Source organism: Pyrobaculum organotrophum, assembly GCF_055384425.1.
In genome coordinates, this window is sequence record NZ_AP042430.1 from 957,877 (window position 1) to 977,937 (window position 20,061).

Sequence of the window (20,061 nt, forward strand, 5' to 3'; positions counted from 1 at the left end):
GCTAGCTAACGGTGCTATTTAAAAATCTCGCTGTAAACAAACGCCAACTGTGATTTTAACAGGGACACCCCTCTTTAACATAGCCACCAACGTCTTGTTCAGGTCGGCCGCCGCCTTATTTACTGCGATAGCAACTGTGGCCTCGTCTACATATCTGCTTTTTCTCACCACTATGCGCCATAGAGATGTGGGAATCGCACGAGGGGTTTCGCCTACGACTATATCTAGTGTGTTTACAATTTCTATCATGATTACAACTACGCCGTCTAAAGCTAAGGCATTAAGAACTTCCGGCTTTAGCTCTCCTGCGGCTTTCTCGGCGCAACAAGCTACGATACAATCGCCGCGTTTTGTAACATAGGGGTCTTTTGTAAACTCCAGCGTCCTCCTATTTCTGGCAGTTATGTTCTCGTGTCCTCTGGCTATAAAGGAGTCTTGAAAAGCCTCTCCTCTCCGAATTTTTTCAATACACTCTATATAGATTGGAGCTATCCCATGGCACTCTTGTAGACAAAATCTTAAAAGAGGTTGTTCTTACACTCCATGGATATTGAAGAGAGAATATCCCTAGTCTTAAAATATCCCACTGAAGAGGTTATTACAGTTGAAGAGCTCAGAGAGCTGTTTCAAAGTGGCTACAAATTAAACCATTATATTGGATTTGAAATAAGCGGGTTTATCCACATAGGGACTGGAGTTGTCAGTATGTCAAAAGTAGTAGACTTACAGAAGGCGGGTGTGAAAACGCAGGTTTTCCTAGCTGATATACATTCTTGGCTTAATAATAAGCTAGGCGGCGATTTAGACATCATAAGAAAAGTCGCAGTTACATACTATGTTGAGACATTTAAGAAGATTATTGAGGTGTTAGGCGGCGATCCCGACGCCACCAGGTTTATACTTGGATCAGAATTGTACCATCATAATGACGAATATTGGCTTTTGCTGATGGATATAACGCGACATTTGACGCTGTCGCAAGTAAGACACAGTTTAACAATCTTGGGGAGAAAAATGGGGGAGTCCATACCGCTTGCTTATTTAGTGTATCCGCCCCTCCAAGTAGCCGACGTTTTTGCACTAGAGGCGCATATACCACATGGCGGTATTGACCAACGGAGAGCGCATATACTCGCGCGACAGGTAGCAGACAAAATAAGGTTCTACCCCCTGAAGGTAGATGGGAAGAGAATTAAGCCTGTGGCGCTACACCATAAGTTACTGCCTGCGCTTAATATTACATCAAAACCTAGTAGCAGAGAGGAGCTTAGTGAGATGAAGATGTCCAAGAGTATTCCACAGAGCGCGATTTTTGTTCACGATAGTCCAGATGAAATACGGCAGAAGATAGCTAAGGCTTATTGCCCGCCGCGCGATACCGAATACAATCCTGTACTAGAACTCCTTCGTATATCTGCATTTCGCGAAAAAAGGAAGACGCCGCTTGTTATAAAACGCCCCGCGCAATATGGTGGCGATTTAGAAGTATGGAGTTACGAAGAGTTAGAGGCGTTATACCGTGATGGCAGAGTACACCCCGCTGATTTAAAGACTGCGACAAGCGAGGCGCTTATTACTCTTCTTGAGCCTGTCTATAGATACTTCCAAGGGCCTGGCGCTAAGTTACTAGAAGAGATGAAAAATATTACGATTACTCGCTAGGTATCTCAACAGTTCTTTTACAACACGTATAGATCGGGGGTCTGTCAAAGCCGCGGCTAAGAGAGTCTTTATGTGGTCGTCATAGTCCACTGCCACATACTCACCACCATTTAGGAGATGTATAGCACGTTCTACAAATCTCCACCCATAGAGGATTCTAAACGCAAGGAAGGCAGTTCTAAGCCTTAATCTAAGCAATAAAGTGTCGTCTTCATATAACGTAGGAGTTCCTCTTGCTATAGCTTTAGCTGCCATTTGGCTACTATAAATGGCGAGTGTAATACCGCCGCCGCTAAGTGGTTTGACAAAACCTGCGGCGTCTCCTACCAATGTCACACGGCCAGTTATTAAACGTTTCAATGGGGGGCCTGCTAGAACCCCTCCGCCAAATGGTTTGTCGATGGGTTGTCCGTTGATAAGTTTAACCAGCTTGTTTAATTTCTCAACTGTGCAACAGACGTCGGCAAGTCCCACCCTGAAGACGCCCTTGTCTAGTTCAACTATCCAAGAGAAGTAAGCCTTAGATAGTTTCTGATTATACACAACAATAATGCCGTGTATGTCAATACTGCTTTTGACGTCGACCTGGAGGCCGGGTAATCTTACGACATGGCCGTATGCACGTGCAAACCTTCTAGCAGAGCCTTCAGCCAACACGATGTAGTCGTAAGGGCCGTGTTTAGATCCGTCGGATGTGTATATGTAATTTTTGCTTATGTTAACGACTCTTTTACCTAAATATAATTTGCGTACTCCTTCTGCAAGCCACTGTTCTAATCCAGGTCTGTCGACTAGAAGTACCGAATCTCTCATTTTGAAATAGATACGCCGACCTTCCAAATCTGTGACTGTTAATTCTCTATATTGGTTTAGAATGAGGCTGTTGGGTATGCCAACCCTTCTAGCGGCAGAACCACTTACAAGACCTGTACAATGACGTGGAAGGCCTACTTCTTTATGTTCCTCAAATACATCGGCATCGCCGTATTTAGATGCAAAAGAAAGGCCGGCCGGACCTGCGCCTATCACTGCTATATTCACATAGGAAGATAGCTAAGTTTTTTGTATTTTTATACACAAACCATTTCGATTATGCAGTATAAAAAAGCGATTAGAGACCCTATACATGGATTTATAAAACTTACAGAAGAGGAGGTGAAACTGATAGACGGCGAACCGTTTATACAAAGGCTGAGATATGTAAAACAGCTTGGCTTTGTCTATTTGGTCTATCCTACTGCTACACATACTAGGTTTGACCACAGCCTGGGGGTTATGCATATAGCGACTTTGATAGGCGAGAGAGTCCTTAATATAACCGGCGATTTTGATGAGGATGCACTTAGACATCTCCGTGTCGCAGCGTTATTACACGACATAGGCCATCTCCCCTTTTCTCACTCCTTTGAGGTGTTAACAAGAGAGTTATTACATATGGCGTCTAAGAGAGGTTGTATTGATATAGATATAGCACAGTTTGACGTAAGTAAACCACATGAGGTGACTACTAAACTTCTTATAGAAAAGATAGCACCTAAGCTTTCTGAATTGGGCTATGATCCCAAACTCATAGAGAGTCTACTCTTCAAAGAAGATAGGAGATACTCATTGTTGAGTTACATATTATCTGGAGTGTTAGATGCCGATAGATTAGACTATATAATGCGCGATATGTACTTTACAGGCGCTGCCGTGGGCACAAGTTTTACACATATAGACCTCGAGAGAATTATTGAAAACCTAGAGGTCGTCGATGGTAGATTTCAATTTAACGAAAAAGCCAGAGTAAATCTAGAGGGCTATCTCATAACTAGGTATAACCTTTATAGGCATGTGTATCTTCATCACAAAACTGTCTTATTTACAGAGGTTGCACGTAACATAGTGGCGGACAATATTGCAAGATGTACAGAGGGTATAGGCGACGAAATCATATGCCAATATCTCTGCGATCTCGCACGTTTTATCGCGGGCCAGCTTAACGAAGAGGAGCTATGGAAAGCTACAGACGATTACTTCATATCTGTATTCACTCGCGATACGAGATTTAGAGATCTTCTCTCTAGAAAGCCGCTTCAATATATTCCCTTGTGGAAAAGAGAAAAGGACTTTATAGAGATTTTTAAAGACCCCGGCAGACTCAATGAGACGATTGACAAGCTAGGGCCGTTGCATTGGGCTTTAGTAGATAGGCTGAAGAAGAAGCTTGTAGAAAGGCTAAATGTAGAACTCGGGGAATTTGAAAAGTGCAGACTCTCTTATGACGATGTTTTAATTTCATACGTAAGCTTTGACCCATATGCCGAGGATCTGTATATAACAACAGCCATGGGTCCCATAGCTATTTCAAAAATCTCGCCACTTGTAGAAGCTATTAATGAGGCGTGGAAAAGGGCGCCGCATATTTTTCTCTATGTTAAAAAAGACGTATTCAAAAAGTGTGGAAACTACGCTATCGAAAGCCTAAAGTCTGTGTTAGAACCTTTAATGGATCTTACAGTAAGGAGGATCTTAGCCTAGATCTATCCCAAGAGTCCTCTTTATGTACTCTGCCACCTCCTCGCTTGTCTGTTCGAAAATCCATCTACCGAAGTGCGTTATTTCAACTACGCCGTCTTTAATAATAACTTCTTTCTTGAGGAGCTCCGGCCAGATTCGCCAGTCGTATTTTATACCAACATTCTGAACAACCCTCTTAGCCAATTCGTTTATTTCCTCTATCTTGGCGGGTCCCCTCGAAAGTCTCCTGAGAATTACAAGTCTTAGGTACTCGCCGATTGGAGAGAAGCGGATGTATTGAACATACATACGAGAAGTAATAGTGTCCAAATATATTTCCAGGAGTTACAAAGAGTGTAGGTGGGAGAGTAGGTTGAAAATATTAACTTCATCGTAGTTCTGTGGGTCCTGTAATAGTGCCTGTCATATCTAGGTGGCAAATAGAGGATTTGTACAATAAACGTGATGTCGTGTCGTTTGATCTAGAGAGGTCAAAAAGCCCAGTGAGATATGTTGGCAACGCCGCCCGCTTCTCTTACAACGGGATTGAATATGAGATTTCTCTTGACGAACTGCCTGACGTAGATGAAGAAAGTTGTGAGGTCTATGCTTTGATAGAAGACAAATGGCGTGAATTATCTATAGCGGGGGCGCGTTTTTATAAACTGTGTGTGTTTAACAGAGGGTGGGCCCCTACGTTGATGATAGATGGAATAACTATGCACAGCGTGTTGGAAAACCCACTGACAATTACGGCGTATAAAATCGAAAAGGCGCGGGGACGCGTTTTTGAATGTTGCACAGGGCTGGGCTATACGACGATAGAGGCCTTGAAAAAAGGCGCGAGACACATAATTACTGTAGAGCTAGACACAAACGTACTGACTCTTGCAATGTTTAACCCATATAGCAGAGAACTATGGTCTCCGCAAGTCGATATAGCCGTGGGCGATTGTATCTCTTTTGCTGAAACACTTAGAGATAGTGCATTTGACTATATAATACACGACCCGCCGCGGCTTAGTTATGCAACACAACGGCTCTATTCAGAATCTCTATATAGAGATTTTTATAGGCTGTTAAGAAGAGGCGGAGGGCTCTTTCATTATGTGAGTCAGAGCGGTATGAAATATAGGGGGTTAAACCCATACAGAGGAGTCGTTGAAAGGTTGAAACGCACAGGCTTTGTCATAGAGAAAGTAAAGGAGGGCTATGGTATATATGCAAGAAAACGCTAGAGGATGTGGGGAAGTTTATTGAGGACTATGGCGCTACTGTCGATATATACCATATCCTCTATCCTCACTCCGCCGACGCCCTCTATGTAAACTCCAGGCTCTATGGTGATTATGTTGCCTCTTTTTAAAACGTCTTTAGAAGCGGCATAAAGTCTAGGCCTCTCGTGTACCTCCACGCCAACGCCATGTCCTGTCGAGTGAATGAAATATTGAGAAAATCCATACTCGGCGATTACATCTCGTGCTGCTTTATCTACATCGGCAGCTGAAACGCCCTCTCTAGCTGTTTTCTCAGCTGCTTTAATAGCTTCATATACAGCATATATGGCGTCTTTTAACACCCCTGTGTGTCCTGTTGTAAATGTCCGAGTCATATCTGAGCAATAGACTCCCCTCTTCGCGCCAATGTCGATAACTATATAATCGCCGTATGATATCTTCCTATCGCCAAACCTATAGTGCGGATATGCGCCGTTAGGCCCCGATGCTACGATTGGATCGAAGGCGACGCCGTCTGCACCGTCTTCCACAAACCACTTATATATCAAGGCAGCTACATCGCGTTCTCTCATGCCGATTAATTCCTTTTCAGACAACTTCCTATAGACACCCTCAGTGATTCTCAAGGCCTCTTTTATGAGCTCTACCTCCCAATTCTCCTTAATTGCTCTTAATTCTGCAATACTTTCAGAGACATCTACGCCTAACTCTTTGTTATCAGACGCCACTCTCTTCCCCTTTGAGATCTCTTTTATAAATTCGGCAAAGTTTTTTACAATAACTAACTCCTCTCCTGGCCTCCTAGGAGGCACCTCTGTAGATGATATAGCTACCACCTTGTCTACCTGTGCTATGGCTTTAGCCCGTGTATAGTCTAGCCGCGATACATAGAGTGTAGAAAACCCGGTGTTTAACTCTAGAAGTAGGCCTACGGCATCTGGCATGCCAACGGCGTATGCAAGATTGGGGCTTTTTGTTAAAACAAGGTAGTCGTAATTGTCTGCAAAAGCCTTTACTAGTTTTTTCAGATTATTCACTACAGCCTAGTACATACGGTTATTAAAAGTCACCTTTTCTGTAGATGTGAAAGAGGAACAGGGGCGTTGTATCGTCTGACAACTGTGAAATAAATAACAGAAACTACTTCGTTTTCGTTAACTTCTCCATATATCTCCTTCAGCTCTGTGAAGAGCTCTTCTTTTGATTTAAAACCCTCTGCTACTACTACATCCTCGCCCAATTTCCCTAGTTTAGTGTAGTAGACTTTAGTTATAAATGCTTCAGCGTATATCTCATTACAACATACAATATACACAAGGTTAAAGCGGGGTTTTACTACTCCGTATCTAACTGTTACGCGTTTTCTGCCTGAAAGCACGTCGTCTAAATACTTCTGTTTAAAGCGTAAGTAAGGCCCTAGATTAACTTCTCTCTTCACGTCTTGATACAAACCTTTAAATTTTTACATTACAGATGTCGTGTGTGTGAAGTTGTTACAGAAGGCGACATTATAGTCTTTTCTGCTCCAGAGACTGAGCTCACAATGGCGTATCTCACCGTGAGAACGCTTGCAGAACACATAGAGTTTGTAAACGGCACACTTCGTATATCACCCGCCTTGCCTGAGATAGAGACTTCTCTAAAGTCGTTATGCACTACAGAGACTAGTACAGTACTGCTAGATCTAAAAGAGTCATTGTTACATCTGGGGTGGCTTGTAGAGGGCGGCAGAGATGTTGTTAAAATAAGGAGGAGTTGGCGTGCGGGGGTCTCCGGATTTTTAGTAGTCGAATATGACAAAGCCGCCAGAGCTTTAACTATTGTAACAACGCAAATATGCCTAGCAGAGACACTACGCCAACTCGGCTTTAAAGTTTCGACCGCAAAATATCTTGTCGAAGCCGTGAGATATGTCTCAACAGTCGCAGAGGCTATAGAACTTGGAGAAAGCTTATCTCAGACGATATGCTAATACTCGTATTACTTATACTTCAAGTTTTTACAGTTCTCTTTGCCGTATATACCGGTAGAGCTAAGCTTAAGAAATTAGTTGAGAACAGACAAAATGACATTTCGACTAACGTAGACCCTACGACTAGTGAGTTATCAGATATCGATAAGGCAATCTTAAGACTGTTAGTAGAGCGACAAGGCGCAGTATATCAGAGCGAGATAACGAGAGAACTTGGGCTTCCCAAAAGCACTGTACATAAGGCTCTACGTAGGCTCAGCGAGGCTGGATATGTAGAGATACAAAGGAGGGGCCGTTTTAACCTCGTCGTTTTAAAAAGGGTTACTTCAGAGGTCTCAGTAGTTTAACACTTCCATACTTTCTTAGCGTGTTTATTATTAATGGAAGAGGGTCGTCTTCTAGGCTTCTGTAGCCTGCCAACTTAACTCCATCATCTACCACCCTTATAAACCCCGTCCCAACTCTAATAGTGACCTCCCTAGGCCCGAACACGATTTTAAACACCTTTTTAGCTTCTCCAAGTAACTTAGCTACCTCCGCCGCTAACTCCAGCTGCTCTTTTGTGGGTTTGCCGCGGGGTTTTCTTTTCTTTAACTCGCTTAGCTCTTCTTGGGAAAACTCCCCTTTTACAATCCCTTTAACTTTGTCGATAAGTACTACATCTCCCTCGTATCCCAAAACTTCGAGATTTTCTCCATTTTTAATACGTGATATAACCTCTTGGAGAGATACTCTCTCCACAAGTAAGCAAATTATCTTAAATAAATAAATTGTATAGGCTATGGACAGCGAATATCTTACATATTTAACTAAATGTCCCTCTTGTTGGCGAGACATGGAGGTTGTAAACCAGTTTCTTAGAATAGATCAATTGACTGGAAGGAGAGTTCTAGAACGTGCTATGGTTTGTAAGACATGTAATATAAAAATCCGTCAATATGTCCAACTCACATGAGTAGGGCAGTTTTATATAAGCGCTCTGAGGAGTTAAAACGTCGCTTCTCTCTATACGGCATGTTAACAGCTTTATTCCACCTAGTGACTCTATTAGTAGGTGCTGTTGTGTACGCATCTAGTAACCTGCCGGTGTATCTTAGTACAACTGCTGCAACGACAAGTCGCTACGGTATTTCAATATTTTTCCAAAGTATGTTGACGTTACTCTCTTTCATAATGCTCGCCGTATCTGCATTATTAGTGTTCCTATCTAGAGCCACCACCGTCAGGGGGGAATTTTCATCTTCTTCAAAACTCCTCTTTTCTTCTACCGTAACCACGGGCGTAGCGCTGATTTTCGCAGTTACCTCCCTACTCCCACCAGCTTCCGAAATTATAAACGGCATGTATTATGTCTATATTGCTATGATTATAATTTGTATAGCGCTTTTATTTTACGCCATAACGTTGCTAAAGGGTGTTGTGAGCTATTACGCGCCAAGACGGAAATAACGCCTGGGGTCATTTATCTTTTCAATAAGCGACAGGCTTACAAGAGCATTCAGAAGATTGTTCAAAGGTACTTCCAGCCCTACGCAGTTAAATACAAGACAAAACTCAGCAAATGCGCGATATGAGTCAATTTTTACAATGTAAGGAACTCTTACAAGCTTAGGCAAAACGTCTTCTCTAAGCACAGCGGCAACCCAGAGAGGAAAAGCCCTCTCCTTTCTCTCTTTTCTGAGGATGTTGATAAGTCCCATGAGATTTTTTAAAAAGACCACGCCGAGCTCTACTCTATCATAACGTTCTAACTCCTTTGTAATTTGTTTTCCAAGATCTATATATACGTCAAGTTTTTGCTCCAGCGCCTTTAGAAATCTCAGCCCTTCTACGGCAACATCACACCTGGGCTTGTCTGGACACATGTCACAACGCCTCCCCAATACATTGCGCGCACATATTACACACGTCTCAGTAACTTTACACATGTCTAATCCAGGGGCCGCAAATCCACAAGACTTGCATATAGCTACCCCTCTCGCAGCGTAGAGATTCGCCATTAGTATAAATAACCTGTATGTAGCTAAAACTATTATGGACGTAGCTATAGTCGCCGAATCTCAGACGCCTGACGAACCTACTAGAGACATATATTTTGAGACGAAGAGACGGGGGCTTTCTGTACGCTACATACCTATACAAAGACTCTCTGTAAGAATAGTCGATGGCAACGTCGTTGTTGAAACTCGAGGAGGACGTGTCGATGCGTCTGTAGTTGTAATAAGGGGTATCGGCTATGTAATAGATTCAAGCACATTTATGAGGAGGGTATCTATACTGAAGATTTTGGAAAGAGAAGGTACCGTAACTATAAATCCTGTAGATGCATTACTAAGCTGTAGAAATAAGCTAGAGACAATATATCTCTTAAGTAAAGCCGGCGTGCCGGTGCCGCCTACTGCTGTCACCGAAGATCTCTATTATGGGTATATCACAGCCAAAGATATGGGAAAGGTGGTTTTGAAGCCTATTCAAGGCAGTAGGGGGTTTGGTGCCATGATGTTTGAAGATCCAGAACAAGCTTTTCAGGTAATGAGAACTCTATTAATTACGCGGAACCCCCTCTACATTCAGAAGTATGTCGAAAAGCCTAATAGAGATATCAGAATTATAGTCGTAGATGGGAGACCAATAGGTTGTATGTATAGAGTGTCTACGACTTGGAAGACAAATATAGCACAGGGAGCTGTAGGCGTGCCGTGTAAAATCACGCCTGAGCTAGAGGAGATAGCTGTAAAAGCGACTAACGCAATCGGGCTTATATACTCTGGCGTAGACATAGGGGAGGGGAGAGAAGGGTATGTGGTATTTGAAGTTAACGCAAGTCCGGACTGGAGAGGCTTTAAGCAAGCAACTGGGGTAAATCCAGCAGTACATCTTGTTGATTACATACAGCGCATATTAAAGAAATAAATAGGACGTTTCTCTCTTGTGTGACTAAGTGGGTTCTTAAATGTAGTGTGTGTGGAGAAGAGAGGATATTTGAAGCTGGTTTCAACCTTGCGGTTTTCGGCGGGAAGTTATATCTATACTGCCGGAGGTGTAAGGCAAATAGAGAACATCTAGTACTCGGTTGTATAGAACAGGATGAGTTGTGCCCCACTGCAGAGATCTCCCTAGATGTCGCAGATTAAGTCTCTCGTATAATGGCTATTTCTTTAAGGAGTCGTGCTAAATGGGGCATTGTATGTTTTAACTTCTCAACAGCTGTTGTGATGTCGTCATGTGGGGATATGCCATATCTCTGGAGTATATATGCATGAGGCCCCAACATTGTGTAGACTGTTGCCATGCGCATTTGTACATCCAGTTTAAAAAATCCTCCGTAGTGCCGTTTAGCAAATGAGGCGTAGCTGGATTATGCTGCTTGTGATTAGGTGACTCAAGGCGTTTATACTACCGAGCGTATTGAGAATTTTGCCTAATTCCTCGGCTTCAGTCTCGTCGAGTTTGTCAAGTAGCCGCTTAGCTTCCAGTCGCTCTCTCTTCTTCTCTAATTCCATCCTTAACTGCGCCAGGGATTGACCTACAGAGGCGATACTCTTCTCCATATCTATACAAGCGCTTCTCATCCTCTTCTCTCTCTCTTGTAAACGTTTAATCTGTTCGTTATATACATCCATCCCGATTACGCCCTTTAGAAGCGCTTCCTCAAGCTTGTGATAGGATTTATCTAGCTCGGCCCTAGACCTCTTTAGCTCGTCGATCATTCTATTTACCTCTCTCATCTTGATTTCAAAAAACTTGGGAAGTGCCGCTACGTCTAAATCTACATACTCTTTGGTGATTCTAACCCTTATATTTGATGTATCTAAGTAGTAACTTGATCCGCTTGCATCTCTTATCTCTATCGAGAGTAACTTCTTCCTTTTTAAGTCGAACTCGCCCTTCTCGGCTATGCCAACTAATAATACGCCGCCTATATACACCGGCTTCCCCCTTACTGTTGGCAACTTAACCTCCTTCTTCTCTTGGCGTGCTACTGCAGAGAAAAATTTCCATATCACGTATCTTCCTAACGTCGTATTAAAACTCCAAGACTTAAGATAGAGACATATTTCTCTTGTGGACTTGGAAGATCTAAACGAGAAAATTAAGAGGTGCACAAGATGTCCACTACATCTATACAGGAAAAATGCCGTACCTGGCGAGGGGTCTCTAAAACTTGGTATAATGATCGTGGGAGAGGCCCCTGGGGCTTCTGAAGATGAGGAGGGGAGGCCGTTTGTAGGAGTAGCTGGACAGCTACTTACAAAAACACTTGCCAAACTTGGCATCTCAAGAGACGATGTGTATATAACAAATGTCGTAAAATGTAGGCCCCCCGGCAATAGAACTCCTACAAGAGAGGAGATAGAAGCTTGTCTTCCCTACCTTCTACAACAGATAATGATTTTGAAACCAAAGAGAATTGTTGCGCTAGGTTTAATCAGCGGGAAGACACTCCTAAAGCTTGTAGGGAGAGAGGTAGACAAAATTGGCAATGTAAGAGGGAAATGCTTCCGGGGACAAGTGGCTGGAGTAAATCTAGAGATATGTCTAACATATCATCCAGCAGCTGTGTTGAGAAATCCCCATCTTAAGGAAGTTTTTGAAAACGACTTAGCGACGTTTTTTGGCGGCGGTTTGCCGCCTTTAAACAAATAACATCTTTCCGTCCACGCCGCTTTAGAGGTTGAAAAGTCTGAAGTTCGTAGGGATTGATCCATTGTTGTGAAAACATTTATCTGACGTTTAAGGGGTTCTCAATGTTAAGTCACAAAATATAGTGGTTTTATATTGGAAAACGGAAGAGTATGAAAGGGTTGTTGTTTTGTCATGTGGACTGTGTCGGTGTTGCATGCGCGGTCAGCAGACTTAACAGCGCTAATCTTTTCCATCTTTGCGGCTTAAGCTTTCGGTTCGCTCTCGTATACTCCCTGTGACTAACCTGTTACACCGGCCCGGCCGACCCCTCTTGCCCACCCCCGTAGCGTCTCTGCAGACAAGCCCCGTCCTCCCGAGGAGAACCAGTGATACAAAGGGGCTAGAACGCTATTTCTAAATTTATATAGAGGGTTTTGTTTGTGGATTTCTTCTGCTTTAGGCGTGGATGCACGGCATTTGACCATTTGAGAGAGTATGAGTACTGTACTTCTCGTTTTAACATTGAGAAAATCAGAAGAGCTCTAGTAGATCTATCTGCTGAACATATGGCAATATTGCAGAAGATAAGACTAAACTGGATTAATACAAAAAACCCGGTCTTTATGTTTCTATCAGGGAGTATTGTAATAGACTGTATATGGGATGAGACGTTGTGCAAACACTTAGAGACTATAAGAGCTTTAGGCATTGCTGAAAAAATGGGTAGTACCTATTACGTGCCCCACACGCTTTTATCAGACGAGATACTTGAAAATCTGCCTTTACCAGAAGTCTCCGAGGAGGAATATGAGATAAAGAAATTCTATATAGTCAGTTTAAAGGGATTTGCAAGAGAGGAGAATGACATTGATGCTTTTGCTAAATTTTTAGAAGCTACGCCTGTGTTCCTAGGGAGGAGGATTGCTAAGTTGGTAAAAAACGTGCCGTATATACCTCAGCTAGCTAATAAATATACCGAAAAAATAGATCTCCTCCTTAAGTCTGTAGACGGCTCGTTAATAGGCCTCGGCTATGTAGACGTTACAAAAACTCACCATCTGGGCTTTTCAAAGGCTAAAAACTTCCTCCTATATGGACTTGACTATGTAATTATACTACATCCATATGTGGACCAAGCCTTTCATAGAGAAGTTGCAAATAGGGTTAAGAATAGGTGGGATATTTCTGAGGTGGGATACGCTGTGTTGAACGCCATGGAAGAGGAGTTGTACTTTTATAAACTACCCAAGGTCAACAGATATCTCCAGATGAGCGTGTCAGCACAGAGATATTCGAGTATAATCCGTAGCTATATGGAGACGTTATGAGGGCGTTTGAAAAGGGGTATTCTCTTCTCTTTGGTAGATCGGCAAAGAAGCTAGCGTTATACGCAACGTTGCTACTCTCAGCGTTTATTATATATAAAACGCTTGCCTATCCTACGGCGCCATTCTTGTACATATTACTCGGCGGCGCTATTTTTCTCCTTCTATCGGCCATAGATAGTGAAGTTATAAATTCGCGTAGGTCATACTACGTCTCTGTAATCTCCACACTTGTAGTTGCTTTTTTTGACTTAGTTTTTCAAAAGCCGCCGCTTACATTTGCTTTAATTGGCGCTTTGGTAAGCGCCTTGGTTATCCAATCTCTTAGATGTAAATCTATAGTATTCGTACTGCCGATAGTGTTAACTGCTGCAATTTATTACATGATGAAACAAATTGACTTAGCTCTTCTCTCTCTTTTTTATGCAGTTGTTATGTATAGCCTAAAGCCTGTGGTTAATAAGATGACCGGCGGGATAGATGCCGTATGTATGTTCTCCAGTTTTATATACGCTGTATTTGCAGAAGACGATATAATTGAAGACGCTTTTAGAGAATTAGGTCGCATAGAGAGAGTCCCTGTACATGTGTATCTAGTGGGGAGACGCCACGTTGTTGTAGTTTCAGATTTCCACCCAGGCCCTTTTAGACACATAGGCGGCGGGGCGTTGGTAGATGTGTTAACCCAAGAAGTAGAAAAAGCCGGCTATAAATTCACATTTCTCCACGGCGTTGGTAGTCACGAGCGAGACCCTGTGACTAAGGAATCTGTGAAAAAGATTGTCGTTGCTATAAAAGCGGCATTAGAGAGCATGAAAGACGGCAGTAATCCTATCGGCATTCGTCCCATGGAAATTGCCTTAGGAGATGTGAAACTGGCGGCGTTTAGTCTAGGTGCTATGCCTTTTCTTGCTATAGTGGGCCGGCTAAAGTCGGCATCTGACGACATACCGTTGTGGGTTGCTAGACAAGTAGACACCGGCCATTTCATATTAGTTGACGCACAGAATAAATTTGACGGCGTTGTACAATGGCGAAACGAAGATGTAAAAGCTCTTTCTGATGGACTTAGAAAGATACAAGAGTCACCGCTGTGTAACTCATTTTCTATCGGCATAGGCAAGACAAGCGCAAAACACCTAGATCCATTTGGCTATGAGATAGGGCCTGGCGGCATTACGGCGATAGTAAATGAGTGTGATGGAGAAAAAGCGTTGTTAGTAGTTTTTGACGGCAACAACTTAAATAGCGCCCTCTATACAGAGATAGTAAATACATATAGGAAACGTGGGTATAGAGTGGTAGAGGTTATTACGACAGACACTCATAGAGCCACTGGCGTGGGGCTTGGACGTGGGTACAGAATTGTTGGCGAGTATATTAACCACCGTAGCATAATAGAGACTGTGGATGTGGCTGTTGCAGAGGCAGAGCGCTTTCTTGCCGCACACTCCGTGTCGTATAGGAGAGTAGAAGTTGAAGCAGAAGTACTGGGCGAGGAAGGGTTTAGGAAAATTCAATCTGCCGTAAGGATCTACAAGAGGGTAGGCGGCTTGATACTGAGTGCCATCTTTCTAGTGCCTGTGGCGTTAGTTGTGCTTTTTACATAAGGTTTATATACTGCTACCGGATTATGACTTATGTCTCATAAATCTCCAACTTCGGAGGCGGTTCTTGAATATCTGGAATCCATGATGGAGCGGTTAGAGCAGTGGATAAGAGAGCAGGAGAGACAGGTAAAAGAGCTTGAAAGTCATGGAGAAGCTATGAAAACAGCCGACAGACTCGAGCTACTCTATTCTGCCCAAGCAATGTTAGGATATATAGCCAGAGTGTTAAAAGATTTTGAATCTTGGTTAAGCAATCCTGTCGTAACGTCTGTAATGCCTGAAGACATGTTAAGAAGACTAGAAAACATGTTAAGAGAAGTCGCTATAAGGTTTGTCCAAGTAGATATAGCACACACTTCCGAGTATAAGGAGCTTCTCTCTAAGTTTGCAAAAGAGGGTAAAGTGCCTAGCGTCTTGCTACTCTATATTCAGCAAAAGCCGCAGATTCCTCAAAGAAGAAGAAGTGAAGAAGGAGAAACCCCAAGGTTCTTCTAGGGCTTATAGATATCAACTCTAACCTTGTATACCCCCGGTGCGTAGTCTCTAACAATTCTTCTTCCAACTATCTGACATGTCGGGCATGTGTTTTTTACAATCTCCTCGGCTTCTCTAAATGGCTCTTCCTCTCTACCTGTGTGATAGAAGTGTACGACGCCTCCTCTGTCTATACAGTCAAGCGCCAGAGGAAGGTACTTATAGGCGCCTAAAGGGAGAGTCATAATAACCCTGTCAAACTTCTTCCTAAATAAAGGCGCAACTGTTGCCACATCTCCATGTATTGCCACTGCGTTTTTTATCTTGTTTATGCGAAAGTTTTCTAGCATGTATTTAAAACCCCAAGGATTTAGCTCTACGGCGACTATGATCTTCGGTTTTGCAAATTTCGCTATTGCCACAGCATATGGGGCGACTCCGGCAAAGAGGTATAGAACTCTTTCTCCATTTCCAACTCTGCTGGCTATATCTAACCTGTCTGTTTGATCTCTAGAAGAAAAGAAAACTTTTGTGGGATCTACCTTGATATAATATCCATGCTCTTTATGAATAACCTCAGTGGGTCCCTCTATTAGAACTTCGAAGTTATAAAGCCTATATTCGCCTGTGCGGCTTCCTATTTTTCTTAGGACAGCCTTAACATGTTTATTAGTCTCTGTAATTGCTTTAGCTATCTGATATTTATATACCTCTAGCTCTGGCGGTATTTCTACGATAGCCACAGCGCCGCTTCTAGAGCCAATAATCTCAAATGAAGTTGGAGTTTTATCTAATAGCTCTGGAGGTATCACGTTTTGAAGTCTACGTTTAAGAGACACTGTAGGGTTACGGCAAGTGTCTTAAAATATATCCGTCCCTGACCCCCTCATCACTTTTCTGAGTGGTAAGTTTTCGTCATCTGCCTTATATAAATCCTAAAAGTATATCACTTTAAACTCGTTAAGAATATATACCCCAAGCCCAAAATCTATACGTGTCTTCTAAGAAGAGAAAAGATGCCGAGGTTGCTCAAGCCAGAGTGGAGATAACCCCCGACCTCGACGTAGAGGAACTTGAGGGCGTAGGGAGGGTGACTGGCGCTAAGCTGAAGGAGAGGGGGTTCTTCACCGTTAGAGATGTGGCTTTTGCCTCTGTTAAAGAGCTGGCAGAGATTGTAGGTAATGAGGAGAGGGCACAACAGATCGTGGAGGCGGCTAGAAAGATGCTTGGTCTTCACTCATTTGTCTCGGCTCTTGAGGTTTATGAGAGAAGAAAAAAGATTAGGCGTATATCCACTGGCGTTAGAGCTCTTGACGAATTACTAGGCGGAGGCATTGAGACGCGTGCTGTGACCGAAGTGGCTGGGGAGTTCGGCTCTGGGAAGACGCAACTCTGCCACCAGCTCGCCGTCATGGTGCAGTTGCCCGAGGAGAGGGGCGGCCTTGGCGCAAAGGCCATATACATCGACACCGAGAACACCTTCCGTCCCGAGCGTATAATGCAAATAGCGAAGGCCAGGGGGCTAGACCCCGACCAAGCCCTCAACAACATCTTCTACGCCAGAGCCTACAGCTCAGACCACCAGATGATTCTAGTGGATCAAGCCAAGTCTATAATTAGACAACACAACGTGGCGCTTCTCATCGTAGACTCCGTCATCGCCCATTTCAGATCCGAGTTCCCGGGGAGGGAGAACTTAGCCGAGAGACAACAGAAGTTAAACAAACACGTGGCTGACCTCCTGCGTCTGGCGGACGCCTACGACGTGGCCGTGGTGATTACGAACCAGGTGATGGCTCAGCCGGACGTCTTCTTTGGAAATCCGCTGAGGCCGGCTGGAGGCAATATTTTAGCACACGGCGCCACTTATCGTATATGGCTTAGAAAGTCTAAGGAGAACATCAGAATTGCAAAGATCTTTGACAGCCCATATCACCCAGAGGGCGAGGTCTCATTTAGAATTACAGAGGAGGGTCTTGTCGACTAACCGTACATAAGGAGGAGCCAGTTGTATATAGGCAAGTACTTAAAATTCGCCGTCGCGAAATCCCAAAACTGCCTGTAAATTTTGTATATTGGATGTTGTGATAATTTCTTCAGAAGACGTAGCGCATCTGACATATGTCCAGCTACTGCAAGACTGACAGAAGAGTCCACGGCCAGAGTTCTTACAAGCGTAGAAACTAGGGTTTCGTCTTCGACAACTTCGACGTTAGTTCTTTCTAGCACTAAATCTGGGCGTACTTTAGCCACAAAAACATCTACAAGCCGTCTCAAAAGAGCTAGAGAGAGCTCGTAAGCAAGACCATCTGGCTTAACGTCGGGAGGCACAGACCACACCTCGGCTAACGAGGGGTCGCTGAAGATTTGTGCAAGTGCGGTCTCTTGCATAACTTTGTATATGTCCACCGGCAGTGAAACTTTAAGTATATACATATCATTAACCTCTAGCCTTGTCTCTTCTGCGCCTACAATTACAATATCGATAGGCGTATGTCCGAGCGACTCTATAGCATCCTTTATCATCTCAATTGTATTCTTATCTACATCGGTGAGAGTTATGAACTCCACTACTACATGCTTCTATAATGCTTATAAATAGAAAGCCGAGGTAATTGTATGCCATCTCTCAAATTTGACGTGATCTTAACTACAGATCGTTCGATGATGTCAAACTACCACAGAAAGGAGTTCCTCGGCTTTGGCACCACGGGGCCTGTTTTTGTAGAACTCCCCTTTGGCCTATCTGAAAGATTTCACGCGTTTCTCTTTGCGCCTAAGGTAAAAGTAGATAGGTGGGGTAGACCGCTAGAGGCGCCTTACGGCATGAGAAAGATAGAGGCAAAGTTGTTAGACGAGGGTATAAACGCCGCTGTAATAGATCCAGATTATGTACATAGATACATCCCATATGCCAAGGTTTTGATGTTAAGCCACCATGACTACTTTGGATTAAATCCGCCTAGTAGTACCTGGAGTGTAATAGTAGGGAAAGAGCCCATGAACGCCATGTTTTTCAAAAGATTTATGGAGAAGATATCTCCACTTGTAAGAGAAGCGAAGACGAAAAATAAGTTAAAAGTAATCGCCGGAGGCCCCGCCGCGTGGCAATGGCTCTACTTTCCGGAGCTAGTTGAGAGATGGGGGATAGATACAATATTTGATGGGGAGGGAGAAAAGCTAATAGTGGACCTTGTGAAAAACGCGTTGGAAGATAGGCCACTGCCAAAGTATATCTATGTGGGTGTGCATGAAGCTCCAGACCTATCAGAAATATCTACGATAAAGTACCCAAGTATAAATGGGCTTGTTGAAATAGGCCGCGGCTGTCCAAGAGGCTGTGCCTTTTGTCCAGTGACACTAAGAGCGTTGAGATGGTACCCCCTGGATAAAATAGAGGAGGAGCTAAAGGTAAATGCTAAAGCCGGTGTAGTAGATGGTATATTACATGCAGACGAAGTGCCGCTTTATGGCTCTGCCGGAGTTGAGCCAAATCCAGAAAGGTTAATTGCGTTACATAAGCTTGCAAAACGGTACTACCGGAAGGTGGGGTGGAGCCATTCTACATTTGTAGCAGTGTACCATGGCGAGAAAAAAATGGGAAGACTCTTTACAAAACTCTCAGAGATAATAATAGATGAACATCAAGACTGGTGGGGGGCGCAGATAGGTCTTGAAACAGGCTCTGTCCGTCTAGCACAAAAGATAATGCCAGGTAAAGCAGCGCCTTATAAAATCAGCCAGTGGCATGAAATTGTGACAGAGGCTGCGGCCATAATGCACGAAATTAGACTTATACCCGCTATAACGCTCATCGTAGGACTTCCCGACGAACAACCAGACGATGTTATAGAAACTATAGAGCTTGTCGAAAAGCTCAAGCCCTACAGAAGCCTTATTGTGCCATTATTTTACGTCCCAATGAGCCATGTGAAAAGCGAAAAGACAGGTTGGTTAGACAAGGTTAATCTATACCCCGAACACATTGACTTGCTAAAGGTAGTCGCTAGGCATTCTATCTTCTGGGCTAAAGACATTGTAAACAAATTCTATCTAAAGGGACCGCAGTACGCCATAGTGAAATTCCTAATAAACTACTTCATAAGTTATGTTGAAAAAAGGATAGATAAGATTGAAGAAGATATTGAACAATACAAAGAAATTCTTAGACAAACAAGAGCTAAGTCGAGGAAGGAAGTGCTAACATATACCTAAAGTTTGTCACGAAGCTCTCTTCTTATGTCCGCTTTAATTCCCACACGCGCAACGCCAAGTACCTCAGCTAGTAGACATACAAAGCCGCAAGGTTTACAACAAGAAAGCTCGACTTCTTCACCGCACTCCACCTCACCATTTTGACAAATCAAGCGATCTAGATACGCCCACGCCTTTTTTAAAATCCCGGCTCGTGGGGTCTGTCTCTCAAATGCAAGTAAATTAGCGATTCCGTAAATATCTGTTATGTAGAGCACTGACTTTACCCCTAGTCTCGATGCTAGCGATGATAGACATGGCAAAGTCCTTGGCTCTACTCTCCCGCCACATAAATCTAGGATTTTTCTAAATTCTTCAACCGCTTTGCCATCTGCCTCGACATAGGCTAGTAACCCTGTCTTCCAGTCCACAAGCGCCACGCCCCTGTACACATTGCTAAG

General features: G+C 43.4%; 27 protein-coding genes. 15 read left to right on the forward strand and 12 right to left on the reverse strand.

Features of this window, described 5'->3' with window-relative positions; translation table 11 throughout:
• Positions 1-18: 18 nt before the first annotated feature.
• The gene (locus ACZ49R_RS05765) at positions 19-492 is read right to left on the reverse strand and encodes a DUF371 domain-containing protein (RefSeq protein WP_464734101.1); all 474 of its coding nucleotides are present in this window, start codon (positions 490-492) and stop codon (positions 19-21) included.
• 51 nt (positions 493-543) lie between these two features.
• Here ACZ49R_RS05765 and ACZ49R_RS05770 point away from each other — a divergent pair, with 51 nt between their 5' ends.
• Positions 544-1,662, forward strand: coding sequence for a tyrosine--tRNA ligase (locus ACZ49R_RS05770; protein WP_011762487.1), 1,119 nt, complete (start codon positions 544-546; stop codon positions 1,660-1,662).
• On the opposite strand, the gene ACZ49R_RS05775 is transcribed toward ACZ49R_RS05770, so the two are convergent.
• Complete coding sequence (locus ACZ49R_RS05775) at positions 1,627-2,703, reverse strand: geranylgeranyl reductase family protein (RefSeq protein WP_011762486.1); 1,077 nt, start codon at positions 2,701-2,703, stop codon at positions 1,627-1,629. The two genes, ACZ49R_RS05770 and ACZ49R_RS05775, sit on opposite strands and share 36 nt — an antisense overlap.
• A gap of 51 nt (positions 2,704-2,754) precedes the next feature.
• On the opposite strand from ACZ49R_RS05775, the gene ACZ49R_RS05780 reads away from it, so the two are divergent.
• Positions 2,755-4,182, forward strand: coding sequence for an HD domain-containing protein (locus ACZ49R_RS05780; protein WP_464732327.1), 1,428 nt, complete (start codon positions 2,755-2,757; stop codon positions 4,180-4,182).
• On the opposite strand, the gene ACZ49R_RS05785 is transcribed toward ACZ49R_RS05780, so the two are convergent.
• Entirely contained in the window at positions 4,174-4,470 is a 297-nt protein-coding gene (locus ACZ49R_RS05785) for a hypothetical protein (RefSeq protein ID WP_011762484.1), read from the reverse strand. The genes ACZ49R_RS05780 and ACZ49R_RS05785 overlap by 9 nt on opposite strands.
• A 92-nt stretch (positions 4,471-4,562) precedes the next feature.
• On the opposite strand from ACZ49R_RS05785, the gene ACZ49R_RS05790 reads away from it, so the two are divergent.
• Positions 4,563-5,399 (forward strand): spermine/spermidine synthase domain-containing protein, encoded by an 837-nt coding sequence (locus ACZ49R_RS05790; RefSeq protein ID WP_464732328.1) that lies wholly within the window; start codon positions 4,563-4,565, stop codon positions 5,397-5,399.
• Here the strand turns inward: ACZ49R_RS05790 and ACZ49R_RS05795 are convergent.
• Positions 5,396-6,436 carry a M24 family metallopeptidase gene (locus ACZ49R_RS05795; RefSeq protein ID WP_464732329.1) on the reverse strand — a complete coding sequence of 347 codons (1,041 nt, stop codon included), beginning with the start codon at positions 6,434-6,436 and terminating at the stop codon, positions 5,396-5,398. The genes ACZ49R_RS05790 and ACZ49R_RS05795 overlap by 4 nt on opposite strands.
• 29 nt (positions 6,437-6,465) lie before the next feature.
• A complete protein-coding gene (locus ACZ49R_RS05800) occupies positions 6,466-6,837 on the reverse strand; it encodes an ASCH domain-containing protein (RefSeq protein WP_464732330.1) in 372 nt (123 codons plus the stop codon).
• A 42-nt stretch (positions 6,838-6,879) separates the two neighbouring features.
• On the opposite strand from ACZ49R_RS05800, the gene ACZ49R_RS05805 reads away from it, so the two are divergent.
• Together ACZ49R_RS05805 and ACZ49R_RS05810 are read left to right on the forward strand one after the other, a co-directional pair.
• Entirely contained in the window at positions 6,880-7,371 is a 492-nt protein-coding gene (locus ACZ49R_RS05805; RefSeq protein WP_464732331.1) for a hypothetical protein, read from the forward strand.
• On the forward strand, positions 7,365-7,718 hold the full coding sequence (locus tag ACZ49R_RS05810) for a helix-turn-helix transcriptional regulator (RefSeq protein ID WP_464732332.1): 354 nt from the start codon (positions 7,365-7,367) through the stop codon (positions 7,716-7,718). The genes ACZ49R_RS05805 and ACZ49R_RS05810 overlap by 7 nt, the downstream gene beginning before the upstream one ends.
• On the opposite strand, the gene ACZ49R_RS05815 is transcribed toward ACZ49R_RS05810, so the two are convergent.
• On the reverse strand, positions 7,693-8,112 hold the full coding sequence (locus ACZ49R_RS05815) for a hypothetical protein (RefSeq protein ID WP_464732333.1): 420 nt from the start codon (positions 8,110-8,112) through the stop codon (positions 7,693-7,695). The two genes, ACZ49R_RS05810 and ACZ49R_RS05815, sit on opposite strands and share 26 nt — an antisense overlap.
• Before the next feature lie 40 nt (positions 8,113-8,152).
• Between ACZ49R_RS05815 and ACZ49R_RS05820 the strand changes: the two genes are divergently transcribed.
• Positions 8,153-8,326: a hypothetical protein gene (locus ACZ49R_RS05820; protein ID WP_464732334.1), complete on the forward strand. Its 174-nt coding sequence runs from the start codon at positions 8,153-8,155 to the stop codon at positions 8,324-8,326.
• Positions 8,323-8,820, forward strand: coding sequence for a hypothetical protein (locus ACZ49R_RS05825; protein ID WP_464732335.1), 498 nt, complete (start codon positions 8,323-8,325; stop codon positions 8,818-8,820). Before ACZ49R_RS05820 ends, ACZ49R_RS05825 begins: the two co-directional genes overlap by 4 nt.
• Here ACZ49R_RS05825 and ACZ49R_RS05830 read toward each other — a convergent pair.
• Positions 8,799-9,371, reverse strand: coding sequence for a hypothetical protein (locus ACZ49R_RS05830; RefSeq protein ID WP_464732336.1), 573 nt, complete (start codon positions 9,369-9,371; stop codon positions 8,799-8,801). The genes ACZ49R_RS05825 and ACZ49R_RS05830 overlap by 22 nt on opposite strands.
• 34 nt (positions 9,372-9,405) lie before the next feature.
• On the opposite strand from ACZ49R_RS05830, the gene ACZ49R_RS05835 reads away from it, so the two are divergent.
• Positions 9,406-10,284: an ATP-grasp domain-containing protein gene (locus ACZ49R_RS05835; RefSeq protein WP_464732337.1), complete on the forward strand. Its 879-nt coding sequence runs from the start codon at positions 9,406-9,408 to the stop codon at positions 10,282-10,284.
• Between the two features lie 20 nt (positions 10,285-10,304).
• Positions 10,305-10,505 (forward strand): hypothetical protein, encoded by a 201-nt coding sequence (locus tag ACZ49R_RS05840; RefSeq protein WP_053240539.1) that lies wholly within the window; start codon positions 10,305-10,307, stop codon positions 10,503-10,505.
• Here the strand turns inward: ACZ49R_RS05840 and ACZ49R_RS05845 are convergent.
• On the reverse strand, positions 10,502-10,663 hold the full coding sequence (locus ACZ49R_RS05845) for a hypothetical protein (RefSeq protein WP_464732338.1): 162 nt from the start codon (positions 10,661-10,663) through the stop codon (positions 10,502-10,504). The two genes, ACZ49R_RS05840 and ACZ49R_RS05845, sit on opposite strands and share 4 nt — an antisense overlap.
• Before the next feature lie 43 nt (positions 10,664-10,706).
• Complete coding sequence (locus ACZ49R_RS05850; RefSeq protein ID WP_464732339.1) at positions 10,707-11,378, reverse strand: Atg14 domain-containing protein; 672 nt, start codon at positions 11,376-11,378, stop codon at positions 10,707-10,709.
• Positions 11,379-11,436: 58 nt separating this feature from the next.
• Here ACZ49R_RS05850 and udg point away from each other — a divergent pair, with 58 nt between their 5' ends.
• The 4 genes from udg to ACZ49R_RS05870 all read left to right on the forward strand — a co-directional run bounded on the left by udg (position 11,437) and on the right by ACZ49R_RS05870 (position 15,427).
• Positions 11,437-12,018 (forward strand): type-4 uracil-DNA glycosylase, encoded by a 582-nt coding sequence (udg, locus tag ACZ49R_RS05855; RefSeq protein WP_464732340.1) that lies wholly within the window; start codon positions 11,437-11,439, stop codon positions 12,016-12,018.
• A 419-nt stretch (positions 12,019-12,437) separates the two neighbouring features.
• A complete protein-coding gene (locus ACZ49R_RS05860) occupies positions 12,438-13,325 on the forward strand; it encodes a hypothetical protein (protein WP_464732341.1) in 888 nt (295 codons plus the stop codon).
• Complete coding sequence (locus tag ACZ49R_RS05865; protein ID WP_464732342.1) at positions 13,322-14,932, forward strand: DUF2070 family protein; 1,611 nt, start codon at positions 13,322-13,324, stop codon at positions 14,930-14,932. The genes ACZ49R_RS05860 and ACZ49R_RS05865 overlap by 4 nt, the downstream gene beginning before the upstream one ends.
• Positions 14,933-14,962: 30 nt before the next feature.
• Entirely contained in the window at positions 14,963-15,427 is a 465-nt protein-coding gene (locus tag ACZ49R_RS05870) for a DUF2153 family protein (RefSeq protein ID WP_011762469.1), read from the forward strand.
• Here the strand turns inward: ACZ49R_RS05870 and ACZ49R_RS05875 are convergent.
• Positions 15,424-16,245: a class I SAM-dependent methyltransferase gene (locus ACZ49R_RS05875; RefSeq protein ID WP_464732343.1), complete on the reverse strand. Its 822-nt coding sequence runs from the start codon at positions 16,243-16,245 to the stop codon at positions 15,424-15,426. The two genes, ACZ49R_RS05870 and ACZ49R_RS05875, sit on opposite strands and share 4 nt — an antisense overlap.
• A 155-nt stretch (positions 16,246-16,400) precedes the next feature.
• Between ACZ49R_RS05875 and radA the strand changes: the two genes are divergently transcribed.
• Positions 16,401-17,393 carry a DNA repair and recombination protein RadA gene (gene radA, locus ACZ49R_RS05880; RefSeq protein WP_464732344.1) on the forward strand — a complete coding sequence of 331 codons (993 nt, stop codon included), beginning with the start codon at positions 16,401-16,403 and terminating at the stop codon, positions 17,391-17,393.
• Here the strand turns inward: radA and ACZ49R_RS05885 are convergent.
• A complete protein-coding gene (locus ACZ49R_RS05885) occupies positions 17,390-17,977 on the reverse strand; it encodes a hypothetical protein (protein ID WP_464732345.1) in 588 nt (195 codons plus the stop codon). The genes radA and ACZ49R_RS05885 overlap by 4 nt on opposite strands.
• Before the next feature lie 48 nt (positions 17,978-18,025).
• Between ACZ49R_RS05885 and ACZ49R_RS05890 the strand changes: the two genes are divergently transcribed.
• Positions 18,026-19,621, forward strand: coding sequence for a B12-binding domain-containing radical SAM protein (locus tag ACZ49R_RS05890; RefSeq protein WP_464732346.1), 1,596 nt, complete (start codon positions 18,026-18,028; stop codon positions 19,619-19,621).
• On the opposite strand, the gene ACZ49R_RS05895 is transcribed toward ACZ49R_RS05890, so the two are convergent.
• Positions 19,618-20,052, reverse strand: coding sequence for a hypothetical protein (locus ACZ49R_RS05895; protein WP_464732347.1), 435 nt, complete (start codon positions 20,050-20,052; stop codon positions 19,618-19,620). The two genes, ACZ49R_RS05890 and ACZ49R_RS05895, sit on opposite strands and share 4 nt — an antisense overlap.
• Between the last annotated feature and the right edge of the window lie 9 nt (positions 20,053-20,061).

Bases quoted from the DNA above. Each gene is read 5' to 3' on its own strand.
- ACZ49R_RS05780 (WP_464732327.1), top strand. From the start codon at position 2,755: ATGCAGTATAAAAAAGCGATTAGAGACCCTATACATGGATTTATAAAA.
- ACZ49R_RS05865 (WP_464732342.1), top strand. From the start codon at position 13,322: ATGAGGGCGTTTGAAAAGGGGTATTCTCTTCTCTTTGGTAGATCGGCA.
- ACZ49R_RS05830 (WP_464732336.1), bottom strand. From the start codon at position 9,371: ATGGCGAATCTCTACGCTGCGAGAGGGGTAGCTATATGCAAGTCTTGT.
- ACZ49R_RS05890 (WP_464732346.1), top strand. From the start codon at position 18,026: ATGCCATCTCTCAAATTTGACGTGATCTTAACTACAGATCGTTCGATG.
- ACZ49R_RS05825 (WP_464732335.1), top strand. From the start codon at position 8,323: ATGAGTAGGGCAGTTTTATATAAGCGCTCTGAGGAGTTAAAACGTCGC.
- ACZ49R_RS05785 (WP_011762484.1), bottom strand. From the start codon at position 4,470: ATGTATGTTCAATACATCCGCTTCTCTCCAATCGGCGAGTACCTAAGA.
- ACZ49R_RS05820 (WP_464732334.1), top strand. From the start codon at position 8,153: ATGGACAGCGAATATCTTACATATTTAACTAAATGTCCCTCTTGTTGG.
- ACZ49R_RS05870 (WP_011762469.1), top strand. From the start codon at position 14,963: ATGTCTCATAAATCTCCAACTTCGGAGGCGGTTCTTGAATATCTGGAA.
- ACZ49R_RS05835 (WP_464732337.1), top strand. From the start codon at position 9,406: ATGGACGTAGCTATAGTCGCCGAATCTCAGACGCCTGACGAACCTACT.
- ACZ49R_RS05770 (WP_011762487.1), top strand. From the start codon at position 544: ATGGATATTGAAGAGAGAATATCCCTAGTCTTAAAATATCCCACTGAA.
- ACZ49R_RS05845 (WP_464732338.1), bottom strand. From the start codon at position 10,663: ATGGCAACAGTCTACACAATGTTGGGGCCTCATGCATATATACTCCAG.
- ACZ49R_RS05810 (WP_464732332.1), top strand. From the start codon at position 7,365: ATGCTAATACTCGTATTACTTATACTTCAAGTTTTTACAGTTCTCTTT.